The sequence below is a fragment of the Mucilaginibacter gossypiicola genome, assembly GCF_900110105.1.
Lineage (GTDB): Bacteria > Bacteroidota > Bacteroidia > Sphingobacteriales > Sphingobacteriaceae > Mucilaginibacter > Mucilaginibacter gossypiicola.
The window spans coordinates 1-26,077 of the sequence record NZ_FOCL01000023.1; the positions used below are offsets into that span (position 1 = coordinate 1).

At 43.1% G+C, this 26,077-nt stretch carries 22 protein-coding genes; 8 read left to right on the top strand and 14 right to left on the bottom strand.

Annotation, left to right across the window (positions count from 1 at the left end; genetic code table 11):
* Positions 1-295: IS1595 family transposase (locus tag BMX50_RS33940; protein ID WP_143065332.1), on the top strand; the 295-nt coding region annotated here is incomplete at its 5' end.
* A 371-nt stretch (positions 296-666) separates the two neighbouring features.
* On the top strand, positions 667-1,164 hold the full coding sequence (locus BMX50_RS33950; RefSeq protein ID WP_091222780.1) for a DinB family protein: 498 nt from the start codon (positions 667-669) through the stop codon (positions 1,162-1,164).
* Between the two features lie 87 nt (positions 1,165-1,251).
* Here the strand turns inward: BMX50_RS33950 and BMX50_RS33955 are convergent, their stop codons facing one another.
* The 10 genes from BMX50_RS33955 to BMX50_RS34000 form a co-directional block, all read right to left on the bottom strand.
* A complete protein-coding gene (locus BMX50_RS33955; protein ID WP_091222783.1) occupies positions 1,252-1,458 on the bottom strand; it encodes a hypothetical protein in 207 nt (68 codons plus the stop codon).
* A 470-nt stretch (positions 1,459-1,928) separates the two neighbouring features.
* A complete protein-coding gene (locus BMX50_RS33960) occupies positions 1,929-2,759 on the bottom strand; it encodes an amidohydrolase family protein (protein WP_091222787.1) in 831 nt (276 codons plus the stop codon).
* Positions 2,746-3,597, bottom strand: a complete 852-nt coding sequence (locus BMX50_RS33965; protein ID WP_091222791.1) for a fumarylacetoacetate hydrolase family protein — start codon at positions 3,595-3,597, stop codon at positions 2,746-2,748. Before BMX50_RS33965 ends, BMX50_RS33960 begins: the two co-directional genes overlap by 14 nt.
* 12 nt (positions 3,598-3,609) lie before the next feature.
* On the bottom strand, positions 3,610-4,899 hold the full coding sequence (locus tag BMX50_RS33970; protein WP_091222796.1) for an alpha-L-fucosidase: 1,290 nt from the start codon (positions 4,897-4,899) through the stop codon (positions 3,610-3,612).
* A gap of 12 nt (positions 4,900-4,911) precedes the next feature.
* Complete coding sequence (locus tag BMX50_RS33975; RefSeq protein ID WP_091222800.1) at positions 4,912-5,676, bottom strand: SDR family NAD(P)-dependent oxidoreductase; 765 nt, start codon at positions 5,674-5,676, stop codon at positions 4,912-4,914.
* Between the two features lie 250 nt (positions 5,677-5,926).
* Positions 5,927-7,588 (bottom strand): UxaA family hydrolase, encoded by a 1,662-nt coding sequence (locus tag BMX50_RS33980; protein WP_091222803.1) that lies wholly within the window; start codon positions 7,586-7,588, stop codon positions 5,927-5,929.
* Positions 7,589-7,633: 45 nt separating this feature from the next.
* Positions 7,634-8,986, bottom strand: a complete 1,353-nt coding sequence (locus BMX50_RS33985; protein ID WP_091222808.1) for an alpha-L-fucosidase — start codon at positions 8,984-8,986, stop codon at positions 7,634-7,636.
* A gap of 11 nt (positions 8,987-8,997) precedes the next feature.
* Entirely contained in the window at positions 8,998-9,330 is a 333-nt protein-coding gene (locus BMX50_RS33990) for an L-rhamnose mutarotase (RefSeq protein WP_091222812.1), read from the bottom strand.
* A 356-nt stretch (positions 9,331-9,686) separates the two neighbouring features.
* Positions 9,687-12,110: an ABC transporter permease gene (locus BMX50_RS33995; RefSeq protein ID WP_091222815.1), complete on the bottom strand. Its 2,424-nt coding sequence runs from the start codon at positions 12,108-12,110 to the stop codon at positions 9,687-9,689.
* 148 nt (positions 12,111-12,258) lie between these two features.
* Positions 12,259-13,134 carry an AraC family transcriptional regulator gene (locus tag BMX50_RS34000; RefSeq protein ID WP_091222819.1) on the bottom strand — a complete coding sequence of 292 codons (876 nt, stop codon included), beginning with the start codon at positions 13,132-13,134 and terminating at the stop codon, positions 12,259-12,261.
* 132 nt (positions 13,135-13,266) lie between these two features.
* Between BMX50_RS34000 and BMX50_RS34005 the strand changes: the two genes are divergently transcribed.
* Positions 13,267-14,535 carry an outer membrane protein gene (locus BMX50_RS34005; protein ID WP_091222823.1) on the top strand — a complete coding sequence of 423 codons (1,269 nt, stop codon included), beginning with the start codon at positions 13,267-13,269 and terminating at the stop codon, positions 14,533-14,535.
* A gap of 285 nt (positions 14,536-14,820) precedes the next feature.
* Here the strand turns inward: BMX50_RS34005 and BMX50_RS34010 are convergent, their stop codons facing one another.
* Positions 14,821-17,670, bottom strand: a complete 2,850-nt coding sequence (locus tag BMX50_RS34010) for a TonB-dependent receptor (RefSeq protein WP_091222827.1) — start codon at positions 17,668-17,670, stop codon at positions 14,821-14,823.
* Between the two features lie 282 nt (positions 17,671-17,952).
* Between BMX50_RS34010 and BMX50_RS34015 the strand changes: the two genes are divergently transcribed.
* The 5 genes from BMX50_RS34015 to BMX50_RS34040 all read left to right on the top strand — a co-directional run bounded on the left by BMX50_RS34015 (position 17,953) and on the right by BMX50_RS34040 (position 23,655).
* Positions 17,953-19,023, top strand: coding sequence for a sensor histidine kinase (locus tag BMX50_RS34015; RefSeq protein WP_091222830.1), 1,071 nt, complete (start codon positions 17,953-17,955; stop codon positions 19,021-19,023).
* A complete protein-coding gene (locus BMX50_RS34020) occupies positions 19,020-19,766 on the top strand; it encodes a LytR/AlgR family response regulator transcription factor (protein ID WP_091222835.1) in 747 nt (248 codons plus the stop codon). The genes BMX50_RS34015 and BMX50_RS34020 overlap by 4 nt, the downstream gene beginning before the upstream one ends.
* A gap of 465 nt (positions 19,767-20,231) precedes the next feature.
* Positions 20,232-21,650, top strand: coding sequence for an ATP-binding protein (locus tag BMX50_RS35150; protein ID WP_091222843.1), 1,419 nt, complete (start codon positions 20,232-20,234; stop codon positions 21,648-21,650).
* Between the two features lie 53 nt (positions 21,651-21,703).
* Positions 21,704-23,365, top strand: coding sequence for an FAD-dependent oxidoreductase (locus BMX50_RS34035; RefSeq protein ID WP_091222847.1), 1,662 nt, complete (start codon positions 21,704-21,706; stop codon positions 23,363-23,365).
* A gap of 23 nt (positions 23,366-23,388) precedes the next feature.
* Positions 23,389-23,655, top strand: a complete 267-nt coding sequence (locus BMX50_RS34040) for a UBP-type zinc finger domain-containing protein (protein ID WP_091222852.1) — start codon at positions 23,389-23,391, stop codon at positions 23,653-23,655.
* 122 nt (positions 23,656-23,777) lie between these two features.
* On the opposite strand, the gene BMX50_RS34045 is transcribed toward BMX50_RS34040, so the two are convergent.
* From BMX50_RS34045 to BMX50_RS34840, 3 genes are all read right to left on the bottom strand, one after another.
* Positions 23,778-24,215, bottom strand: coding sequence for a DoxX family protein (locus tag BMX50_RS34045; protein ID WP_091222854.1), 438 nt, complete (start codon positions 24,213-24,215; stop codon positions 23,778-23,780).
* A 506-nt stretch (positions 24,216-24,721) separates the two neighbouring features.
* A complete protein-coding gene (locus tag BMX50_RS34055; protein ID WP_091222863.1) occupies positions 24,722-25,705 on the bottom strand; it encodes a sugar phosphate isomerase/epimerase family protein in 984 nt (327 codons plus the stop codon).
* 94 nt (positions 25,706-25,799) lie between these two features.
* The coding region (locus tag BMX50_RS34840; RefSeq protein ID WP_208864861.1) for a hypothetical protein at positions 25,800-26,077 on the bottom strand (278 nt) is incomplete at its 5' end.

The window sequence follows — 26,077 nt, forward strand, 5'->3', positions numbered from 1 at the left end:
TGCTGATGCAAAAGTAGTAACAGATGGCTTTGGAGCTTATAGGGGATTGGATAAATTACATCAGGAGCACCACGTTCTAAATAAAGAGAAAGAAGAGTACGTCAAAGGAGAATACCATACAAATACTCTTGAAGGCTTTTGGACTCTCCTAAAACGTGGAATATATGGCCAATACCATAAAGTGTCTTCTGAGCATCTGCAAGCGTATCTCGATGAGTTTACCTTTAAATACAATAACAGGACAAATAAATCAAACTTCGCATTATTGATTCAACGAAGTTTGACCTTTGTCTAATGATGGGCTATTACTCTCTTGAGAGGGGTGGAGGGGTGTGTTTCTGCTTTGATAAACCTACCGCAGAAACACACCCCTGCTACCACTCGTTCCTATGCGCCCCCTCTCAAGAGGGGATTTTTAAAATCTTCACCGCGTTCTGAACACCTACCAGGATATTCAAATAGCGAATCAGCATGGCGTATACATCAGGGCCCTCTGCGAGAGACCCTGATGAGGTATTAAAAAAGATAATCCTACCAATCCTTAAATCCCAAAAATCACGGTTCAGAAAAAAATCAACGAAATCAAAAAAAATCAACGGTCCCTGTTGACATAGGGCTGTCATTACCCCGCCGTTACTTTACATCATAAAACAAACAACAACACTTATGGATACTTTAAAATCGTTATTGGAAGAGATGGAGCAGGAAGCTCAAACCACCGAAAAAATGCTGAGCCGCATCCCCGACGATAAATACCAATGGAAACCGCATCCTAAAAGCATGACCATTGAACAGCTATCAACCCACATTGCTGAATTACCTACCTGGGTAAGCCTGACCCTACATACCGATGGACTTGACTTTGCCACCGTACCCTATGAACCCAAAAAAGTAAGCAGCACTGCTGATTTGATGAAGCTGTTTGAAGATTCATTAGCCGATGGATATTCGAACCTGCAAAAAGCCGACGTTAGTACGTTTGATAAAATATGGACACTCCGTAACGGCGAGCAGATCCTTAATCAACGTACTAAAGCAGAAGTAATCAGGATGACTTATTGCCAGATAGTGCACCACAGGGCACAGTTAGGCGTTTATTTACGTTTGCTGGATATTCCTATTCCCGGAAGTTACGGCCCAAGTGCGGATGAGCAGGGCTTTTAAAAAGCGGAGAAAAATAAGATAGGTTAATAGTTAATACAAAAGCAAAGCGGGCAAAGGCAAGCTTTGCTTTTGTAATTTCTTTTGCACTCAACTGCGGTGCTTTGATAGCTTGCCTGAATTAATTTCTTCAAGGAAGCCATTTTCATTAATAGCATATCGGGCCTCAGAGGTATCGGTATCTATTTTGTAATTAACGGTCTTTACTTTTTTGTTCCTGATCCTTTTGCCAAAAATGAACATAGGCAAAATGAAAACCGCAAGCAGGACTACAACTTGTAACAGGGTTGTGTACATAACGTCTAACATAAAAATTTAAGTCTGATTGGTACCTATATAACGTTATCCGAAGTGAAATGGTTCACCTTTTTAACTATATTTTATACCAGCCATGTGTACATATAGCTAAATGTGTGCCACACTTGTATCAGACGTTAAATGTTATCTTATTATTACATTTGTGTTGATATTTAACTGATTTATAATGAAATGAGCCAAACGCTATGCTATCATATTGATAATAGAGCCTATCGTTTTGAAATAAATAATATACAGTACCCTTTAGTGATTTTAGTACAGTAGCGAAGTATCGTAAAAGTGCGGTATTTGATGGTTTGGAAAACTGCAAGACCATGTCATTGCGAGGAACGAAGCAATCGCACGGAAGCATAATTGCCCTGTATAGCATGCGATTGCTTCGTCGTTCCTCCTCGCAATGACATATTTTTGATGATACTCGTGAGAATATTAGCAGCGAGCAGAAATTGTTATAACCCGTAAAACGCTTTCGCGTTCCCACCAAAAAATAATTCCTGCTCCGTTGCAGACAGTCTTTCGGCGTAAAGGTTCATTACCTCCATCGTTTTTTCATAGCCGCCAGCCAATAAACATACCGGCCAGTCAGAACCAAACATTATCCGGTTTATACCGAACGCCTTAAAAACGATATCGATATAAGGAACAAAATCTGCGGCCGGAGTGTTATGCCAGTCGGCTTCGGTAAGCAGGGCCGATACTTTGCAATACACATTCGGATAGCTTGCCAGCGTTTCGATATCCTGTTTCCAGCCATCAATTTTACCGGCTTTGATGTATGGCTTAGCCATATGATCAAGCACAAACTTTTGATCAGGAAATTCGGCTACCAACTGCGCGGCATAGGGTAGGTGGTTAGGAAAAATGAGGATATCATAGGTATAACCTTGTTTACCTAAAGCAGCTATACCCTTTTTGAACAAAGGATCAAGCATATATTGCTCGTCGGGCTCCGATTGTAGGATGTGCCTGAAACCTTTGAGTTTTTCGTATTTTTTAAAATGATGCAATCTTTCATCCAGATCATCAGCTTTCAGATCAACCCAGCCTACTACGCCTTTGATAAAAGGGTTAACTGAAGCCAGATCGAGCAGAAATTCAGTTTCCTTTTCTGACTGATCGGCCTGAACGGCAACACAACCATCAACGTGGTGTTTTTGCAGTACAGGTAATAGGTTTTCGGGATAAAAATCCCGACCTATTACCTGCATATCTTCAGTGATCCAGCTGTCCCTTACCGGGTTGTATTGCCAGAAATGCTGGTGTGCATCAATTTTTAGCATAAGCTACCAGGTTTTGTTTCGATTCGCCCAAACCTTCAATACCTAATTCAACCACATCGCCCGCTTTTAAATAAATTGGCGGCTTCATACCTAAACCAACGCCTGCTGGTGTACCTGTAGAGATGATATCGCCCGGCAGTAAAGTCATGAACTGGCTGGTGTACGAAATAAGGTGCGGCAGATTGAATATAAAGTTTGATGTAGTACCATCCTGCATGGTTTCGCCATTAACTTTTAACCAAAGGCGCAGATTATGCGGATCGGCAATTTCATCAGGCGTAGCTAAAAACGGGCCAAGCGGTGCAAAAGTGTCGCAGCCTTTACCTTTATCCCAGGTACCGTTACGCTCTAACTGAAACTCGCGCTCGCTTACGTCGTTGTGCAATACGTAACCGGCAACGTAGTCCATTGCTTCGGCTTCTTCAACATATGATGCTTTTTTGCCGATAACTACGGCAAGCTCAACTTCCCAATCGGTTTTTACCGAGTTTTTAGGGATCATGATATCATCAAACGGACCAACAATAGCAGTAGTTGATTTCATGAAGATAACCGGCTCGGGTGGGAGAGGGGCATTGGTTTCTTTAGCATGGTCGGCATAGTTTAAACCAATACAAACCAGTTTTGAAGGACGGGCGATTGGGCTTCCTAAACGTACCTCATTAGCTACTTCGGGCAGCAAGTTATCTTGTACAAAAGCGGCAAGGCGGTTGATGCCATCTGTTTCAAAAAATTGTTCGGTGTAATCTTCGCCAAAGGCTGATACATCGTATCTTTTATCGTTCAGTATAACTCCCGGCTTCTCTTTACCTATCTCGCCAAATCGTATAAGTTTCATATTATCGTTGTATTAATTAGTTGTCAGTTTAATAATAGTATCGTTAGGGTCTGTTGCAATACCGTTAAGATATACAAACACTCCCTCAGTTTGTTGTTTAAATTTCACCGCGCTGCCATCGGCCAGTAAAGCGGCTTTAGTTACTTTACCTTTTAATTGCGGAATGAAGACATACGGCAGTTGCGGTAATGTCATCACATGTACATAAAGGTTTTTATCTTTTTGGGTGATAACGCCCCACGGTTGTGCCGGGATACCGCTGCCACGGGTACCGTAAATAGCTTCGCCGTTCTTTTGCACCCATGCACCAACAATAGCCAGCGTATCGGTAAATTCAGGCTGAATTTTACCGTTTGGCATTGGGCCTATATTCAATAAGAAGTTGGCGTTTAAACCTGCCGCGTTCACCAGGTAATGGATAATGCGTTTGGATGATTTAAAGCTCCTGTCGGTAATGTTAAAGCCCCAGCTGTTGTTAATGGTTTCGCAGGTTTCCAGAGGCAGGGCACCTATTTTTGATTTGCCGCTGAAGCCGGTTGTATTAGCTCCTGGCAAATCCTTTTCAAACATCTGGAAATCCTCGCCTTCTTTTGGCTCGAGGTGGTGATTGTTGCCAACCAGTATGGCAGGGTTTAGTTTATGGATCAACCCATAGATCTCATCATAATGCCAGTTAACATCGCGCTCCCAATGGCCATCAAACCAGATACCTTTTACGCCGGGATATTTAGTGATCAATTCGGTAAGCTGGGCTTTCATGAAATTGATATAGCTGTCCCAGTCGCCGTTTACAGGTTTACCGTCTACTATCGGGCTGCCAAAAGCATAATCTTTACGTCCCCAATCCAATAGCGAATAATAAAAATGCAGTTCGATGCCTTCCTTAACACATTCCTGTGCCAGTTCCATCAAAGGATCTTTATGGTAAGGAGTAGCATCAACAATATTATATGGCGATGCCTTGGTACCGAACATACTGAACCCATCATGATGGCGCGAAGTAATGGTAATGTACTTCATGCCCGCTTTTTTGGCAAACATCACCCATTCATGGGCATTGAAAGCCTGCGGGTTAAAGAAGTCGGCCAAGCGTTTGTAGCTATCATAGGAGATATGCTTTTCGTTCATCACCCACTCGCCCGCGCCAAGCTCACTGTAAATACCCCAGTGAATAAACAGCCCGAACTTCATGTCCTGGAAGTTTTGCCTTGCAGCAAGGTTATCGGCTGTTGGCGTGTAGGTTTGAGCGCCCGCGCGTACAGCGCCAAGCAGCATACCCATTAATAATAGCTTTTTGATCATATAAATCAGGTTTTAATTGTTCAGGGTGATAAAGCCGCCATCAATTGGGTAATCAGTACCGGTAATAAATCCAGCTTCGTCTGAGCAGAGATAGAGTGCCAATGCAGCTACTTCTTCCGGTTTGCCCATCCGGCCTATCGGCTGGCTTTTTGATAGCTTTTCAAAAATTTCATCTTCACGACCGGCATAGTTTTTAGCAATAAAACCATCTACAAACGGGGTATGTACCCTTGCCGGTGAGATGCAGTTACAACGGATATTATCATGCAGATAATCGCGCGCTACAGATAAGGTCATGGCGTGGATAGCGCCCTTGCTCATAGAATAGGCAAACCTGTCGGTGATACCTACGCTGGCTGCTATTGATGCAGTATTGAGGATCACGCCGCCGCCGTTGTTTTTCAATGCCGGGATAGCTGCGTAAAGGCAGTTGTAGGCACCTTTAACATTTACGTTAAATACACGCTCAAAATCTTCAGTACTGGTGTTATCTGCCCTGCCAATGTGCGCTATACCCGCATTGTTGATCAGGATATCTATCTTACCTATTTTGGTGAACGTGTCCACAACCTGCTGTTGGTTACTTACATCGCAGGCATAGCCGGTGGCTTTTCCGCCAGCAGTGGTTATCTCGGTTACGGTATCAGCTGCTGCCTGATCATTTAATTCGATGATATGAACTTCGGCGCCTTGCTGTGCAAATAATACGGCCATAGCTTTGCCTATACCGCTGCCGCCGCCGGTTACAATTACTGATTTATTGGTTAGTTTGAACATTGTACTTCTAATTTTTACTTTGTCATTCTGAGCGCCGTTGTTACCACAAGTGCCCGAAGAATGAAAGCTGTTTATTAACAAACAAAAACTATGTCATTGCGAGGCACGAAGCAATCGCACGGAAGCATAGCCGCTCTGTACAGCATGCGATTGCCACGTCGCTCCCGGGCGCATTCCCTTTTTGCTCCTCGCAATGACATGTTTATTATACACATCGCCGTTGTTGGTGTTGTCACCAACAACTTTTTTATTATAAGGATACCCCTCTTTTCCACGGAATAAAATCATCCTGGCCAAGTTTTACCGATTTTGGTTCTGCCTCGCCGCTGGCTACTTTTATTACGTAATCCAGGATCCGCTCGCCGGCCTGCTGGATAGTTTCGGAACCTTCAATGATGGTACCGCAGTTGATATCTATAATATCGGGCATGCGCTGAAACATGGCCGTATTGGTTGATAGTTTGATAACTGGAGTAACCGGGTTGCCTGTAGGCGTACCCAAACCAGTGGTGAACAGTACAATATTGGCGCCTGCACCTACTTCGGCTGTGGTACTTTCTACATCGCTGCCCGGGGTACAAAGCAGGTTCAATCCTGGTTTGGTAACTTTTTCAGGATAATCCAAAACGGCAGTAACCGGTGATGTGCCGCCTTTTTTTGCTGCCCCGGCCGATTTAATGGCATCGGTGATCAAGCCATCACGGATATTTCCCGGCGATGGGTTGGCATAAAAGCCCGATCCGTCAGCCTCTGCGCGGGCATTATAAGTGGTCATGAGGTGCATGAAGCGGTTAGCTGTTTCTACATCGATACAGCGGTCGCTCAGTTCCTGCTCCACACCGCAAAGCTCCGGAAATTCTGAAAGGATCACGGAGCCGCCCATGGTAACCAGCAAATCGGATAAATAACCTAACGCTGGGTTTGCGGAAATGCCCGAAAAACCATCCGACCCTCCGCACTCCAAACCAACACACAGTTTTGATAAAGGTGCTGGCTGACGGGTAGTTTCATTGGCTTTTACTAAACCTGCAAAAGTTTGCTTTAAAGCCTGTTTCAACAGTTCGCTTTCGGTACCTACTTTTTGCTGCTCCAATACAACCAGTGGCTTGCTGAAATTAGCATCACGTTTGGCAATTTCATTTTGTAAAATGCTTACCTGCGCATGCTGGCAACCTAAGCTCAATATGGTTGCACCAGCCACGTTGGGATGTGTGATGTAACCGGCAATCAATCCACAGAGGGTGTCTGAATCTTCGCGTGTACCACCACAGCCCATGCTATGGCTCAGAAATTTGATACCATCAATATTTTTGAACAGGCGTTTAGAGTTCGGTTTATCTTCGGATGCCTGGATATCGGCGTTCAAAATTTCTTCAACAGATTTACCGGCCTGGTAAAGCTCCATCAGTTGCTCAACATCGCCCTCATAGCTCTTGGCTTTTTTATAGCCAAGCTTATCAACCAAAGCTTCTTTCAAGACGTTAATGTTCCGGTTTTCGCAAAAAACCATCGGTACTACTATCCAGTAGTTACCCGTACCAACCGAACCATCAGCACGGTGATAGCCCATAAAGGTTTTGCCTTCAAAGTTGGCAGTATCGGGCTGATGCCAGTTTAGCTTGCGCTCGCCAAGGTGGAAACCTTCGGCAGCGTGGTGTACATTTTCGGTAGTTAATAAACCACCCTGCGGTATAGTTGCAGATGCTTTACCTACCAGTACACCGTACATGTAAATCTCTTTATCTACCGGCAGCTCATTGATTGCAAATTTGTGCTTAGCAGCTACTTTATCTACCAGTGCAAAAGTTTGTCCATCAAACGTTATAACAGTACCCTGCGGCAGGTCCTGAAGGGCTACCAGTACGTTATCATGCGGATGGATCCTTAAATATGTTTCTTTTTGTGTTGACATTGTATATGATCGGTCCTTTTTTTAGTAAGGACAATATTTTTTTGCTTATTGCTGAAGCGTAAGTTCAATTACCGGAATTTCATACGGCGGTTTTTGCACAGGCAGTGTTAATTCCAGGTCGTCACCGCTTCCATCTTTATATAAAAGTTCTGAACTATCGTTCAAAAATTGAGCGTATTTGATCTTGCCTTTATAACCCGGCAGTATCAGTTTGCCTTGCGGATAGCTGAACAAATGTATATACAGTTTACCCGCAGCTTTGTTATAAGTCAGTTTGGTTCCCTCAGGAATTTTATAGGTGTCGGGAGCAAAAGTACAGTTGTATACCGATTTGCTGTTGGCATGCATCCAGTAAGCCAGGCTATCCAAAGCGCGGGTAGCGCGATAATCAAACTCTCCACGTGCAGTAGGGCCAACGTTCAGGATCAGGTTGCCGCCATTACTTACTGAGGTAATTAGCAGATCGAGCAACTGGCGATGGGTTTTCCAGGTATTTTCGTCGCGGTAGTATCCCCATGAACCTGAAAAAGTTTGGCAGGTTTCCCAGGTTTTGCCGCGGTATTTGGCCAGTTCGGCAGTGCTTACCTGTTCAGGTGTTTCAAAATCGGCACCGTCTTTATATTCTTCCAGGTTCAGGCGGTTATCTACAATAATGCCCGGCTGTAATTTCCTGATCAGCTTAAGCAACTCAACAGATCCCCATTCGTCTTTGCCTTTGCCATGTCCATCTTTACGGGGGAACGAGAAGTCAAGCCATAGTATATCAATTTTGCCATATTTGGTTAACAGCTCGGTGATCTGATCGCGCATGTATTGACGGTATTTAGCCATATCACGTCCTTTGTTCAGCTTAGCATATGATGCATCGCTTTTATCGGCAGGAGATTGCGGATGGATCTCATCAACAGTATACTGCGGGTGGTGCCAGTCTAACAGGGAATAATAAAAGCCCACTTTTAAACCTTGCGCGCGGAAAGCGTTCACGTACTCGCGTACCAGATCGCGTTTGGCTTTGGTGTTTGGTGCTTTATAGTCGGTAAATTTTGAATCGAACAGGCAAAAACCTTCGTGGTGCTTGGTGGTTAGCACGGCATATTTCATACCGGCTGCTTTGGCTTGCTTAGCCCATTTTTGCGGATCAAAAAGATCGGGGTTAAACTGATCGAAATATTTCTGATAACCGGCATTATCAATTTTCTCGTTGTGCTTTACCCATTCGTGGCGGGCGGCCTGCGAGTACAAACCCCAGTGAATGAACATCCCAAAGCGGTCGTCCTTCCACCATTCCATGCGTTTATCTTTTTGGGCATCGGTTTCGGTGCCTATCATTTTTTGCGCAAATAGAGATGGCGCCATCAGCAATACGAACATTGCCAGTAATTGTAGTTTCTTGAGCATAGCTATTCTGTTTATAATGAGAAAACTTTATCCATTAAAACCCATTTAGCACCTACCGGTGCATTTTTTACCGGCGATTGGTAGCCCCACATCAAATCTTCCCACTCCTGCACCTTGGGATTTGCCGCGTCCATTGCTGCCGATTTTTCAAAGCTGAAAGTATCATCAACCTCCATGATCATGAACATGCGGGTATCAAAACGGTAGATCGCCATATTGGTGATTCCCTTGGCAATAATGCTGTCATGAATTTCGGGCCAGATGGCTTCGTGATGTTTTTCATACTCGGCAATGAGTGCCGCGTCGTCTTTCAGATCGAGGGTTAAACAGTATCGTTGGCTCATAGAATAGCTCTCAAAAAAGTTTATATCGGTAATACAAAGAAATAAGGTTTGGGGCTAAATAATTATCGGAAATCAAACAAAACGTTCAACTATTTTGGCATAGACCGCTGATTGATTTGATTACGCCGATTTTGAACCTTGATTTTTAGGATTTGAGGATTACCGTGATATTGTGGAACCTGGATTTGGGGGGATTGATTGGATGAACCGGATTTTACCGGAGCTTTGTCTGAACTCGAATTTATTGAATTAGGGAATTAACAGAATGCTAAGCAAATTCAATAAATTCTTTAATTCAATAAATTCGAGTTCAGACATCATCCTAACAATCCTCTAATCCTAAAAATCATGGTTCATTAACCATCATTCCTCAACGAATTAGTTGGATTAGTCAATGCAGCCCTGAAGGTTAAGTAAAAAGTAGTTGCTACTGCTATAGTCACCAGCGCAAATACCGGTAATACAAACTGCCACCATGTTAACTGCACCCTGAAGGCATAGCGGTTAAGCCATTGATTAATGAAAATGTAAGCCAGCGGGATAGCCACCAAACTTGATATAAAGATGAGTTTCACTACATCCCAGGTGAGCAGGGAGATGATATTTTGAACCGATGCGCCAAGCACTTTACGTACACCAATCTCTTTAGTACGGCGGGCAGCCGAGTAAGCCGTTAAGCCAAACAAACCAATGCAGGCAATAAATATCGCCAGTGAAGCAAACAGCGTAAATACGTGACCAAACTGGGTGTCCTGCGCGTACTGACGGTTGTAGAAATCGTCAAGGAAAAAGAAATCGAACGATGATTCGGGGAAGGTGTTATTCCAGGTGGTTTTGATATTGTCAACCATCTGGCGCATGTTGGCGCCGTTTACTTTTATCGAAATATAATCGGCAGGGATCCACGGCAGTTTGGGATCCATGAACATAATAACCGGCGTATAGCTTTTTTGAAGTGATTGCTGGTGGTAATCTTTTACTACGCCGATAATCTCGTTGGGCTCTTTATCCAATGTTTCAATCCATACCTTTTTGCCTACAGCATCCTGCGGCGATTCAAAACCAAATTGCTTTACAGCTGCTTCGTTCATCACCAAACCAACTGAATCGGTAGGACGGTTTTTATCAAAGGCCCTGCCTGCTATTACCTGTAAGCCATACGTTTTAATAAAATCATGATCGGCACGTAGCATTTCGTAAGTACGTTCTTCTGATTTGGGTGCGCCAAAACGCCTGTCGGCCAGAAATTTGCCCACTTCCTTCCCCGGTACTGCACCCGAAAGCGTAACAGCGTTAACCCCGGCAATTGCCTGTAAGGTAGTTTTAAAGCTGGCCGTTTTTTGATTGTAATTTGGTGTGTTAACCGGCATTTTCACTACAATGGTTTGGCTGATATTAACCCCGGTGTTTTGACTGTTCATGTAAACTATTTGCCTGTACACTGCAAAAGTGCCTGCAATTAGCAGTACCGAAGCCATAAACTGGAATGCTACCATTCCCCGGCGCAAAAGCACTCCGCTTTTTGAAAACGAAAAACGCCCCTTAAGCACAGCTATCGGTTTCATACGGGCAAGCACTGTTGCCGGGTAAATGCCCGAAAGCAGGATACTACCAACAAATACAGCCGCCAACTTCAAATACAAAGCGCCATCAAACAATAAACCGTACGAACCTTCGCCGTATAAATAGTTCATGACGCCGTAACGACCTGCCAATACCAATATCAAGGCTACTGCCAGGGCAGCCAGGTTAATAATAACAGACTCGGCAAGGAACTGCATGATAAGCTGTGGCGCATGTGCACCACTTACCTTACGGATGCCTACCTCCCTTGCCCTGTCAACAGATTTGGTAGTAGCCAGGTTGATATAATTAATGCAGGCGATAAGCAAAATTATATAAGCTATAATGCTCAGGAAATCCACAGCGAAACGGTTGCCTTTTACTTCGATTTCATTGGGTTTGGCCGGGTTTAAATGGATTTGTGTAAGCGGCACAAGTTTAATTGTCCATTTAAGATCCTTTAAAGAAAGACCGGTTTTATAACGCTCGGCCAGTGCCGGAAATTTGGCTTCAACCGCATCCGGGCTGGCATGTGGTTGAAGCTTTACAAAGGTGTAGCTTTCATGCAGGTACCAAAAATCCTTTTCAAAATTAGGTATGGTAGCCCATGATACCAGGAAATTGAACTGCATGGTTGAGTTAGCCGACAGGTCCTTAAACACACCTGTAACCATGCAGTGGTAACTATCACTCAGCGTAGTAATATCAAGGAACTTGCCCATTGGGTCGGCATTGCCAAAATATTTTTTAGCAGCCGATTGAGAAATTACTATCGAGTTAACTTCATTAAGGGCAGTAAGCTTATCTCCCTTAAGCATCGGGTATGCAAAAAAGTTAAAGAAATTGCTGTCGGCAAAGCAAACATGTTCTTCCCTGAATTTGATGTTATTGTATTTAACAACCCGCTCGGCGTTATGCCAATCGATACGGGCATATGATTCAATTTCGGGGAAATTGGCTTTCATGGCAGTGGCGTAACCATTGGTGCTGGTAGGCCAGCTGTCGCTGAGGTTATCGCCACGGTAAAACTGGCTCTCCACCCGGTAAATATTGGCTGCATCCGGATGAAGTTTGTCAAAACTCTTCTCAAAATTGACATAAGCGAATATCAATATGAATGCTGCCATGCCCAAGGCAAGCCCGGTGATATTGATAAATGCATAGGTTTTGTTTTTAACAAGGTTTCGCCAGGTAACAAGCAGGATGTTGCGGATCATATTGTAAAAGGTTGAGGTTTACAATATAGGGATATTATAGTAAAATGTCATTGCGGGGAGGCACGACGAAGCAATCGCACGGAAGCACAGCCGCCCTATATAGTATGCGATTGCCACGCTATCGCTCGCAATGACATTTTTTTTATTGCTATCCCTTCTTCGTAAACTCTTTCTGATACATCAGCGGACTTTTACCTGTTACCTGTTTAAAATGCTTATGAAAAGTGGAGAAGTTATTAAATCCGCTGTCGTAACAAAGCTGTTTGATGTTGAGCTTATTTTCGATGAGCAGTTTGCAGGCGTACCCTACTTTTATTTCGATCACAAACTGCGAATAGGTTTTGCGGGTTTTTGATTTAAAATACCTGCAAAAGGAGTTAGCGCTCACGCCTGCTATGTCAGCAATTTCTTCGAGGTAGATTTTTTTACGGAAGTTGCGCACCGAGTATTCATAGATATTGTTAAGCCTGTCGCTTTCCGATTCGTTATGATCGTATTTGAAACCTATAGAGGTTAAGTAGTTAAGTGGCGAACTGCCTGCTATGGTATTCAATGCTTTAAGCAGCATGATGATCCTTTCGGCACCATCGGTGCTGAGCATAGATGCTAAAATAGCGGCAACCTGCTTTTTTGTTTCGCCGGTTATCTGCAAGCCGCGCTTTGAGCGTTCAAGTAACACTTTGATCAATTTGTTTTCCGGGAGCTGAAGAAACTGATCGCCCCAAAAGTTCTCGCAAAAATGCACCACAATAGTATCAACCGGCACCTGGTCGCCGCCATTATTAAAATACATGTCGTCAAAGCGCCAGTAATGCGGCAGGTTTGACCCAACCAATACCATATCGCCGTCTTCAAACTGTTTAATGCTATCGCCTATAAACTGCGTTCCGCCCCCTTTTGTAAAATAAATGAGCTCCAGTTCGGGGTGGCAATGCCAGCGGTTGTTGATGTCCGGTAATACATCATGCCTTACGCTAAAGGAATGCGCAGGATCAGCAGATACTTTAAGTAAAAGCGGTTTCATTCAGTTTTATTTACAAACAATGGGCTAAATGTAGTTAAAAAGTGTAAAAATTGCTCATTTATTGTGAAAGTATAAAATTTATATGTTTTTAACATTATCTTCAACTACCAATTAAACCCGAACCAATTTACGATGAAACCTAAGTGCCTTTTAATTTCACTATTGATCTTATTCCCTTTTTTTTCAAAATCCCAAACTAACTTCAAACCTGGCTATATTATAACTATTAACGGCCAAACCATCCAGGGTTTTATCAACGAAAAAGAGTGGGACACCAACCCGGCAGTTATCAATTTTAAATCTGCTTTAAGCGGAGCCGAAGTAAAAAACTATACACCGAATGATATCTCCTTTTTTGAAATAACAAACTCCGTAACATATCAGCGCTACAGCGGTTTTATTAGTACCGATGAAACAAATATTTCAAGATTGTCGCGCGGCCGCGATTCAAGTAAAAAGCAGGACGTTATATTCTTAAAACTGCAGCAAAAGGGACCCAATGTTTCTTTGTACTCCTATAACGATGCTATAAAAATGCGGTATTTTATTGCCGACAACAAAGCCGGCAAAACCTTTGAGTTGTTATTTAAACAATATTTTATTCCCGACATGGGGCCCATTACCCATGTTGAAAACGAATTTATACCTCAATTATATGATCTGGCCACAAAATATAATCCCTCATCAGTAGAGCTAAAACAAGAAATTGAACAGGCCAGTTATAAAACCCCTGTTTTGAGGAAAATATCGCGAATGATAAACGACATGGCCGTAGATAATACGCACTATGAAACTCCATCATCTTTTGATTTCTTTATTGGCGCAGGTGTATCCGCCAGTAAATTTAAATTCGGGGGCGAATTACCGTTTCGCAATGCCACCGACAGTAAAACAACGTATGGCCCAACATTTTCGGCAGGTGTTAACTTTTACACAAATGCAAAAATAGGGAGGGCTGTATTCAGAGCCGAACTGATGTATTGGACAAGTTCTAACGAAACAATGGCCGATCTCTATTACGGTCAACCTGATAAGCCAAAAATAAAATATCACTTTGATCAGCGTAATATAACAGCCTACCCACAATTTATTTATTACTTATACAACACTAATGCAGTCAAATTTTATGGTGGCATAGGCATAACTGTAAGTTTTGCCAAATACACTCAGGTAATCAGTTCGACAAGTGCATCGGCCTCAAATAATAACTTGTTATCGTTCGATAAAAATTGGCTGGGGTTTCCGTTAAAAGCCGGTTTAATCATCAACAAAGCGTTTGAGGTCAATGCCTCTTATGCAATTCCTGCAACAATAAATAGCGGCGATAAAACATCAGGAAATTATTCAATTAAACAAAGCAGTTTTAAAGCGGGAATAAATTATCATTTTTCAATTAATTAAAAGATGATGTATTAACTGCTTAATCACGGTTAATAACTCATAATATTAATAGGAGAATAAAGAAAATAAACAATATTTAATTAAAATCTTAAATATCATAAAACCCCGGTTGGCGCATTAACGTATAATTAATAAAAAGGGGCGTCCCGTATCTCACTCCGGAACGCCCTGCAGTTATCTTATGATAACATCAACTAAATCTCAGATCATCATATTTTTGATCTGAACTCTCCATCTTTCTCAGGGATGGGAAGGTTTTTAATATTTTATGAACCTTGCCGTTCATTAAAACGGTGGCGGTCCGCCGGGGCCGCCGCCCGGAGGTGGACCACCCGGTCCGCCACGCTCCATGGTTGGCCTTTTGCCGGCAAATTTTTGCAGCTTAAGTGTAAAGGTTAACAGATAGTAACGCCCCAAACGGTTACTGTTAGTTTGTGTTATATAGCTGCCGTTTTGAGTGGTTGTATACCCGGTGTTTTCGTTAAACACATCCATTACCGAAAAACGTAACGTACCCGCGTTGCCTTTCAAAAAGCGGCGCTCTACGTAGGTGTTCAAAATATTAGGATTGGTAGCACCTGTATAGCCGTAATAGATCATTTTTGAATAATCATAGCTCAAAGTCCAGTCTTTAAAATAGCTTTTGCCGTTAAGGCCCAGGTTAAGCGTTTGGAAGTTGCTGTTAACGTTAGCCTGTTTGATAGAATTGCTGGAGGTATTAACGCTGTAAGTAGTGCTTGCTTCGGCATCAATAACATCGGTAATGCTTACCCTAAAGCGTGCGCCTTGAGATAATACCAAATTTTTGGCTATATTTTTCTCGGTTGTCATGTTGTAGGTAGCGGAGTCGACATTACTGATATATGAGACGTTGTTATTGTACGAAATGTTACCGATCATGAATAAATTATATTTTCTTTTTTGCCATGGCTTGGCAAACACATAAAATCCCTGTGCCGAATAATAGCCATCAGCATTTAAATACTGGGTTAAGATACTTCCCGCCAGCTTGCTGTTAGGTGCATAATTTCTGGGGTAGGTAATGGTGTTTGCTACGATCTTGTTATCCGTTTTAATGAATGAAAGGTTGCTAAAAAATACGTTGCCGCTTTCAAAATTGAACTTATTGTATTTTAACGATAGCGTGTTATTAAACTCCGGCTTCAGATCGGGGTTACCTTGAACCGGGTACGATGCATTACTAAAATCGGTAACAGGTTGCAGCTCCGTATAAGTAGGCTGGTTGCTGCTGCCGTTATAATTTAAACTAAGCGATTGACTGCGCGAAAAGTTATAGATGAACCTGGCAGTAGGTGCCCAGTTAAACGTATTGTTATTAGTAGTAAATGGTGTGCCATCAACTATCGACGATCCTTTTAATAGCGTAGGCTGTGCTACTACACCTAAAGTATAGTTATATTTTTTGTCGATAAAGCGATAGTTAAGCCCAAACCTGTTGGTGACAAAGGTTGAATTATAGTTGTTGCTCAGCAAATCGTATCGGTTTATATTTCCGTCGTCGGCCAGGGTATCAGTCGCCCTATCGGCAGTGGTGTAGGCGTAGTGGTAAGCATAGTTAAGTTCCAGGTAGCCTTTTTTGCTGATAGGTTCCAAGTATGATACGGTAGTCCCCACGCTGTCAGTACGGCTATCAGTATTGATGAACTGATTTAACGGCGCATTGCGGGCTCCGTCAATATAGGTATAAACCGGGTTTTGATATTTGTTAATGGTATAACTTCCCGCACCAACATTTACGCTGAAGTTACGCCCATGACTATTAAGCTTGTGGTTAAACAAAACATTAACGCCGTAGTTAGGCTCGGTTGATTTACTAAGGTTGGCGAGGCTATAATTTGATACCGTTTCCGAATTTCGGAGCAGCAAACTGGTAGCATCTGATGTGGTATTGGTACTGGCGTAAGCATATGTTGGGGTGATTTTTACATAATTCACCGTATCGGGTTTGTATTCGATGTTGAAGTTTACGCGGTGGTTCAGCTTTTCGTCCTGCTGGTTGTTGGTTTGCGTATTGGTACTCGGGTTGGTTGACGAAAGATTATTTTGAATGGTGCTGCTGATAGTATTCACCGAATTATCCGCAAAGCTGTAACTACCATAAGCGGTAATTTTTTTGCCCCAGCTATCGCGATAATTGAAACCGAACGAGCGTGCTGTGGTGATCCCGTTTGATGAGCTGCTGTTGCCTCCCGGAGGCCCCCCCGGACCCCCACCTCTCGGGCCACCGCCGCCAAAGGTGAACAGGTTGGTATTGGTATTATTCAGGTTGCCTAAAAACGCCAGTTGCCTGTCGCCGTTAAAGCTAAATACGTTGGCCGATGCCACATATCTGTTGCTCTCTTTATCACTTGATACACCGGGGATAGCGTCGTGCCCGCCGCCAACACTGGCCTGGCCAAAGTATCCGTAATTTTTATTTTGCTTAATGGTGATGTTCAATACCTTGTCGGGCTCTCCTGTTTTTATGCCTGTAATATTGGCCTGATCGCCATAGTCATCAATGATCTGGATATTTTGTACGATATCGGCAGGCAGGTTTTTAGTGGCTGTTTTAACATCGCCGCCAAAAAAATCCTTGCCGTTTACCCTTACTTTGGTAACGCTTTTGCCCTGCGCGGTGATGTTACCGTCCTTATCAACATCCATGCCCGGCAACTTTTTGATCACATCTTCAACAGGGGCGTTATCCCGTACTTTATAAGCGTCGGCGTTAAATTCAATAGTGTCTTCCTTAAGTTTTACCGGGTTTACATCTGCAATAACCACGGTTTTAAGCATTGTGGTTTCTATCTTAAGGATAACCGGGGGCAAATCGGCTGGCTTGCTATCATTGGCCAATACAAACCTGCGTCTGAGTGGTTGATAGCCTATCGAGCTAAAAACCAAACTAAACTGGTTTACTGCTACATTGGTAAACGTAAAAGTACCGTCGGCACCCGTAATAACGGTGGTACTATCGGTGCCGGTAAGCATTTTTACGCTGGTACCGGCAACCAGGTAACCGGTAGAGTCTTTTACGACACCTTTAACCGTACGGCCTGGGTCGGCATTAGCGCTAAATGGTATTGTAAAGGCTAAGGCAATTATTACTGCTAAGGAGTATAGGATTTTCATTTTAAGCTGATTAACAGCCTCAAAACAATAGCATTATTTTTATTGTAAAAAACCTAATAGACAGAGGCTGTTTATATATAGACGGGGTACGATTTTTTGCCTATAAAAGCGGGTAGTTAACCTATTAACGACTATTGAAAGTCTTTAAAGATCAGATCGAAGCGCTCATCGGTGATTTTTGCCCGCCGGGCGATTACAATTGTCTTAAAGCTTTATTGATTTGTAATATTGCTGAATTATATATGTAAATTTATTTTTCGCGTACTGTAGCAAATTCATTCAATGAGTCTTAAATCAAAAAGTAACACCATCACCGTGCTCATTCATATTTTAATATGGATAGTTTTTGGTTTATTATTGTTTTTCTATCAACCCCTTAGCTGGAATGTGGAAATTCCGTACCAGTTTTGGATCAAGCAGGCCATTACTCTTTTTATTCTTGTTGCTGCATATTACTTCAATAGCAAACTACTTGTTACACGCTTTTTATTGCACGATCGTATCGGAATGTACTTTGTAGCCGTTGTAGGTGTGGTAATTGTTTTTTTGCTGCTCAACAGCTGGACCGATAAAGTGCTGCATATGCATGAGCACATGGAAGCTGTTTTTCACCGGCAGCATCGTCCGCCGAAACCAAGAGACCGGGGAGGGTGGGATATTTTTGGTACCGTTATAGTAGCGTTGGTTTTAGGTATCAGCACCAGTATCACGGCTATACAAAAATGGCAGATGGATATCCGCCTGCGCCAGGCCCTGGAACAGGACAAGATCAGTTCGGAACTGTCATTCCTGAAAGCCCAGATCAACCCGCATTTCTTTTTCAATACACTCAATAACATTTATGCGCTTACCCATGTTAATGCCGAAACATCGCGCAAGGCTTTACACCAGCTATCACGCATGATGAGGTATGTGCTATATGATACACAGCATGGCACTGCATTATTGAGCCAGGAGATAGCTTTTATCAAGGATTACATCAGTCTTATGGAACTTCGCCTTACCGAAAAAGTAAAGGTTACTTTTTCTCCGCCTGCGCATACTAATGATGTAACTGTTGCCCCAATGCTTTTTTTGCCATTCGTTGAAAATGCTTTTAAGCATGGCATCAGCGCTACGGAGCCGAGCTCAATCCGGATCATAATCGATCAGCACGAAGATTTGCTGGAATTAAAGGTTGAAAATGGTATCTATAAAGATCATAATCCAAATATTGGCGAAAACAAAGGTATCGGCTTAACCAATACTATCCGCCGCCTTGATTTGCTTTATGCCGGAAAATACAAACTGGATATCAATGAGGATGCCGCTGCCAATACTTATACTGTTCATTTAACCCTTAACTTGTCATGATAATTAACTGTATAGCTGTTGATGATGAGCCGCTTGCGCTGGGGCTGGTATGTGCTTTTATTGAGCAAACACCTTTTTTGAAACTGGTTGGGCGTTACAGTAGCGCCGTTGAAGCGCTGGTTGGTTTACAGGATCAAAAGGTTGACCTTATTTTCCTGGATATCCAGATGCCTAACCTCAATGGAATGGAACTGGCCCGTGTGCTTGATAGTCGGGGCGCAAACAAACCACGCATTATTTTTACCACTGCCTATAATCAGTTTGCTATTGAAGGCTACCGGGTTGATGCACTCGATTACCTGCTCAAACCTTTTAATTACGAAGAGTTTCTGCACGCATCAAACAAAGCACTGAGTTACTTTGAACTGGTAAACCGCTCGAATAATCCTGCTAATGTGGTAGCCGCCGAACCAGTAGAGGAAGAGGAATACCTGTTTTTAAAGATTGAATATCAACTGGTGCGCATAGCCCTTAATGAGATCTTGTATATTGAAGGTTTGAAAGACTATGTAAAGATCTATCTTCAGGATAAAGAAAAACCATTGCTTTCCCTCACCAGTTTAAAAGCTTTAGAAGAAAAACTGCCATCCAAACGTTTTATGCGCGTACATCGTTCATTCATTGTATCGCTTAATAAAATTAACTCTATTACCCGCAATGCTTTACAGATAGGCAAGGTAAACATTACTGTTGGCGATCAGTATAAAGAAGCCTTCGGGGTGTTTCTGAGCAAGTGGAATTGAACCGGGATTTATGGGATTTTTCTGATTAATGGATTTTGATGCGGCCGGGGAGAATATGAGGCGTTCGATTCATTTTATGGTTGGTGCTATCGCCATATTGACTCCCCCCGCGATCGTGTTCTCACGATCGCCTTCAGGACAATCAAATCAGCTTATAGTCGGTGCCCTCTCACAGATCACTGACACAACCGCCGCTCCCCCCGTTATCGTATCCTCACAATCCCCGCCAAACAAATAATAACTTCATGCCATAAAGCGACTCGTGAGGACACGAATCGGAGGGAATAATGATAAATGATAATCCCACAATCACAAAAATCCATTAAAACCTCAAATCCTTTTAAGCCAAATACAAGCAGAATCAACGAAACCAACGCAATCAAAAAAATCAGCGGTCAGGTTCACCCTATTGCAATTTTTTGCCTCATTTTTACGTCATTGAATAATATTACCTATTTTTAAATTATGCAAAAGGTAAGTGAACTACAGGTAAGCGTATCAGACTTAAAAGCTTTTGAAGCTTTGGCCAATATACCCGATGATCAGCTGCAGTGGCTGATTGATAAAAGCGAAATCTTAACATTTGAAGATGGTGAATACTTGATGGAACCGGGACAGGATCTTTCAGGCCCTCATTTTTTACTGGAAGGCAATATGCGTTTCTTTATGATGCAGCAGGGATCCCGCCGTGATTATACCCTGGTTGAAAAAGGCAGCATTACGGGCTACATGCCTTACTCGCGCGGTCTTATAGCCAAAGGTTATGCCCAGGCGGTTGGGGAGTTAACGTTGCTTAGCTACCCTACAGCTGATATTATGGAGATGATCCAGCACCATTTTGAGCTTACCCAGGCGCTGGTGCATATCATGACCACCCGCGTACGTGATTTTACTGCCATGCAGCAGCAAAATGATAAAATGATGGCCTTAGGTAAGTTGTCTGCCGGTTTAGCGCATGAGCTTAATAACCCTGCATCGGCTATTGTACGCGATTCGTTGTCGTTAAGAAAACACCTGCGTATGGTGCCTTCCCATCTCAAAAATATGTTTGCCATAAGGGCCAGCGATGAGCAGGTTGATGGTTTAACAGATGAATTGTTCAGGATCCTGAATAAAAAGGAATGCTATACACGCCTTACACTAAAACAGCGTACCCAGCTTGAAGACGAAATATCCGAATGGCTGGAAGATAACGGGGTAGAAGATGCCTATGATATAGCCGAAAGCTTTGTTGACTTTAGCTTTACTACCGAGAACCTCGAAGCGCTGAAAGCGCATATCCCCGAACATGCGGTATCTATCATCATGGGCTGGCTTAGCAGTAAGCTTATGGGCGAAAAGATGATTGAGGATATCCAGGAATCTGCACGCCGCATTGCCGAGCTGGTAAGTTCGGTTAAAACCTTTACCCATATGGACCGGGCGCAGGATAAGCAATATGCCGATATCCACGTAGGGATCCGTAATACCATCACCATGCTGGGCTACAAGATCAGGAAGGAAAATATCACCGTTATTGAAGAGTTTGATGATACCCTGCCCGAAGTTAAGGCCCTTATTGGCGAACTTAACCAGGTATGGACCAACCTTGTTGATAACGCCCTTGATGCGATGGAGATAAATGAAAAAGGAACGCTTACCATTCGCACCAAAAAAGATAACGAATTTGTTGAAGTAACCATTATTGACGATGGCCCCGGCATTCCTGAAGACAACATCACCCGTATCTACGATCCCTTCTTTACCACAAAAGAAATGGGCAAAGGTACCGGTATGGGCCTTGAAGTGGTGCAGCGTATAGTGAAGCAGCACCGCGGTTCCATAAAAGTAAAATCAAAGCCCGGGCATACCGAGTTTATAGTTTGCTTCCCGATAAATGGTTAGCAAAAAACTGATTTTACCAAAAATATTAGTTAATTTGCCTGCATATTTACCCTATGAGCCGTCCGATAATATTTTCTATAGATGATGATCCGCAGGTATTGCGGTCGATAAGCCGCGATTTAAAATCGCAGTATAGTAAAGAATATAAGATATTAAGCACAACATCGGCAAAGGAGGCTTATGAAACCCTTGTTGAACTCAAAAACAGTTCGGAAGTAGTTGCCTTGTTTTTGTGCGATCAGCGTATGCCCGAAATGGAAGGTGTTAAGTTTTTGGAGAAAGCAAAAAAAGTATTCCCTGAAGCCAAGCGGGTGCTGCTTACAGCTTACTCTGATACCGATGCCGCCATCAAAGCCATTAACGATGTGCAGCTTGATTATTACCTGATGAAGCCCTGGAACCCGCCAGAAGAAAAGCTTTACCCGGTAATAAATGATTTGCTTGACGACTGGCACAGCCACTACATTCCCGAATTTGTGGGCATGAAGCTGGTAGGTTACCAGTTTTCGCCACAATCGCACGTTATAAAAGATTTTTTAGCCGGTAACCTCATCCCTTACCGTTGGTTTGATATCGAAAAAAATATCGATTCGGCCAATTTGCTTACCATAAACAACCGCACAACCGACGATTTGCCCATGGTGATTTTTGAGGATGGCAGCTGTTTAACAAAGCCAACCATCAGGGATATTGCTGATAAAATGGGTAAAAATGCCGCTGAGCTTACCGACGTTTATGACGTGGTGATCATTGGCGCAGGGCCTGCAGGGTTGGCCGCTGCTGTATACGGTTCGTCGGAAGGGTTAAAAACTTTATTGATTGAGCGTAAGGCACCGGGCGGACAGGCAGGTACAAGCTCACGTATTGAAAATTATTTGGGTTTCCCGGCAGGCTTAAGCGGCGCCGACCTTACCCGTCGTGCTATAAGCCAGGCTATGCGTTTGGGAGCCGAGTTTTTGTCGCCGCAGTCTGTTAGTGATATCAAACAAAAAGACGGTTACAAAACCATCATTTTGGATGATGGTCCGGAGATCATCAGTCGCACTGTAGTAATTACAACGGGTGTTGATTACCGCAAACTGGAAGTTAAGGGCGTTGATAATTATACCGGTGCCGGTATTTACTATGGTGCTGCAACTACCGAAGCATCGGCGTGCACAGGTAAAGAAGTGTTTGTGATTGGCGGGGGCAACTCGGCAGGGCAGGCAGCTATGTATCTTTCCAAATTTGCAAAAAACGTGCATATCATTATCCGCAGGGATGATTTGACAGCTACAATGTCGGCCTACCTGATTAACCAGATTGCTGATACACCTAATATACAGGTTTTGCCAAATACCGAAGTGATTGAGGCCGAAGGTACCAACTGCCTTGAAAAGCTCACCATACAAAACTGCAAAACCAAGGAAACTGAAGTTAAAACAGCTAACGCACTATATATATTTATTGGTGCCAAGCCTTATACCGACTGGATAAAGCTTGATATCATTAAAAACAATAAAGACTTCATTGAAACCGGTCGTGAGTTACGCAGCTATGAAAATTTCAGCAAGGTTTGGAAGCTTAAACGCGACCCATTCCTGTTAGAAACCAGCTGCCCGGGCATATTTGCTGCGGGCGATGTGCGTGCCGGAGCGATGAATCGCGTGGCTTCTGCCGTAGGCGAAGGCTCAATGGCGATAAGTTTTGTACATAAATACCTGGCCGAAGTTTAAATCATCAAACACTACTTATACCCATGGAAGAAACCTGTGCCCACATCGAAGCCGTTGAAAGCATAACCGAACCCAAAGATTACGTTTGTGAAGAATGCGTAAAACATCACGGTTCATGGTTGCACCTGCGTACCTGCCAAACCTGCGGCGTTACGCTTTGCTGCGATAGTTCGCCTAATACGCATATGACCAAGCATTTTCACACTACCGGCCACCCCGTGGTTATATCTGCCGAACCCGGCGAGCGTTGGCTATGGTGCTATGTGGATGAAGCTGTTAAAGGATATTAAGTTTAAGTCGGAAGTCTTAAGTTTTTAAGTCAGGAGTCTCATGCCGGAGATTCCTGACTTTTTTATTTCTTTGTAGGGGTTACTACCTTATCGCTAATTCTCCAACCTCTAATCTCTCTTAACTACCCCTTAAAAGACAGTACTTTATCTAACGACCATGGGCCGGAACCTATAATGGTAAACAGTATCAGCAGGGCGAGCGCTGTAATAGTTGGCCATAGCATGGCATTGATAGGCTCCTGAAAAATACCAATCAAAAATACCGCTCCAATCAATATCGGGATCTGGATAATACAGCCTAAGCGGGTTAAGATACCCATAGCTATCAATATGCCCCCAACCATATGGGCAAATGATACATAGTACACCAATACCATCAGCATCTCGGGGGATACATCAATAACACTTTGGTCGTTAATAATGCCCCGCAGATAAGAGGTGTTTTCCATAAAAGTGATGCCCTTTACCAACAAAAACACGCCCAAAACAACGCGCACAATATCCAATACTTTAGGGTGATGAGTATCGCCCCAGTGTTCAATTTTATGAACCAAATTCATAAAGCCCTCCTTTTAGTTTAATAATTGGTTATCAGCACTCCAGAGGTAAAGTTTGAGAGACAGAACGGCCGGAATGCTATTACTAAATTTAGTAACAAATTTGTTATGAAACAAGTTTTAGGGAAGAGAAAAATTAGCGTTAACCCGCCTATCGCAAAAAAAATATCATTGCGCAGCGCAGCAATCGCAAACTTGCGCTCGTTTGCAACTTTAAGTGTTGGGAAGATGAAAGTTTCCTGGAAAAACAAACAAAAATCATGTCATTGCAAGCGCAGCGTGGCAATCTCGTAGCCAATGCATGGCCGAATTGCATAGCTACGAGATTGCTTCTTCGTTCCTCCTCGCAATGACATGGCTTTTTAAATCAAACTTGCGCTCGTTTGTAACGAGCGCTTAATATGGTTTGGCGATTGTATCGCCAGTTGCGTTATAAACGCAAATCCAAGTTCAGCGCTCGTTGCAAACGAGAGCAAGAATAAAAGGGCTAAAGAGTGAAAAATTAGGGTCTACAGATCATACTCAGCCAGCCAGCCTCTCAACTTCGTCAAATCTGTTTTCAAAGCAGCCGAAAACTCCTCTTTACTGATGGTAAGCTTGCGTGTACCATCTTCTGCACCGCCTAATGGATATTCGCAGTGCAGGCTCATGGGGCTATTGATATGGTATTGTTTTAACAGGCTGAAGTACTTTTTAAAATCAACCATTCCTTCACCTAAGGGTACACTTTTTACCTGCCACTTGTCGCCTTTCTTTTCCCAGTAAAAATCTTTTATGTTAATAGTTTTGGAATAGACTTTCAGCAGATCGAGGGTAACAGGCCAGGTGTCGGCGCCTTCGGTGGTGGCATGCCTTACATCGTACTGGCAACCAATATAATTCGGGTCGAGTCCTTCAAGGCTCATCCATAGGTCCCACTGAGATGCACCAAACAAATCGCCCGAGTGGTTTTGATAACCACCATGCATGCCATACTTTTTGTTGAGTTTGGCAAGATCGGCCAGTTGTTTATTGATGGCTTTAATGTTCATCGGTACACTGAGGGCCTTATCATAATTAAACCAGGCAGTGCGGTAATATTTTATGCCCAATGCCGATGCGGTTTTCAGGATAGGTTCCGTATCTTTTTCATTAGCAGTTTTGATGTTTGTTACTATGGTGTAAACCTTAAGACCAGCCTTTTCAATGGCTTCAACGGCTTTGGGCAAGTCATCGGCAACACGTTCAGGCAATACGTGTCCGTCTGGCCGTACGGTAAGGTCGATGCCATCAAAACCCAGCTGGGCCGTTAATGCCGCCATATCAGCATAGTTAAGCCAGTGCATATGTTTGGAAAATATGCTCACTTTTATTTTTTCATTTGCGGGTAGGTTGGTGGAAGTATTATCGGGGTATGATGTCGGTTGCTTAGCCATAGCACTCAAACCAAAAGGCAAACCGGCGGCGGCCAGAGCTGCCGAAGCAATGAATTTTTTGCGGCTGATATTTTCCATAAGGTGTTAAAAATTGGTAATGCAATATGCCATTTTTTGCCGTCATTATTTCCTGATTTTTACTCACCTTTATCCAAACCTATTTATCATGATACTATTCTGGTACAGTGTGATACTGTTTGTAACAACCCTGGCACTCAACCTTTACCTGCTTTGGGGTTTTAAGCAAATTAAGCAGGTAAGCCGGCAACCGCCGATGAATGATCCGCCGCCCCTGGCTATTATTATACCAGTCCGCAATGAGGAAGAAGATCTTGAAAAAGCCCTGCAGAGCGTTTGTCATATCCTTTAGATTAGCTTCAACAGAATAATAGAGGTTATTATTATTGTTGAAGCTTTCTTTTTGCTTCTTTTTCTTTGTTAATAACCTGG